Below are 369 nucleotides of genomic sequence, written 5' to 3'. Positions count from 1 at the left end.
GTCGAGTCTCGTGGGCTCGGAGATGTGTATAAGAGACAGGTCTTTACTCGGTGTGGTTTGACCGCTGACTTGTCCTTCTTCATCGATTTCTATAGCCTGACGCTGTTTGCGCAACGCAGTGGCTGAAAACGCATCCGAACGCGCCGATTACCATCATCCCGCAAATCAAAGTGCGCGACCGGCGGCACGCGATGGACTTTTTAAAACAAATCGAAGCGCAGGGCGGCGATGGCATGGAACACGGCGCACTCTCCGCCGGCATCGCCGCTGCCTCTGCCGGTCCCGAAACCGAACCCGCCCTCGTTGGCGCCCCCGGTCTGCCGCCCGCCCCACTCTGGGAGCCGCGCCACGTCATCGCCTTGTTCGGCG

Annotated in this window: 1 pseudogene; it reads left to right on the top strand. The window is 61.2% G+C overall.

Features of this window, described 5'->3' with window-relative positions:
• Window positions 1-110: 110 nt before the first annotated feature.
• Window positions 111-236: pseudogene (locus ACRPFF_RS11405) on the top strand (DNA ligase); the annotation flags it as partial.
• Window positions 237-369: the final 133 nt, after the last annotated feature.

This window comes from Neisseria sp. SLRRB23 (assembly GCF_050896295.1).
GTDB lineage: Bacteria > Pseudomonadota > Gammaproteobacteria > Burkholderiales > Neisseriaceae > Neisseria.
The sequence above is the reverse complement of the archived record's forward strand: the minus strand, read 5'-3'. Positions and strand labels throughout refer to the sequence as shown.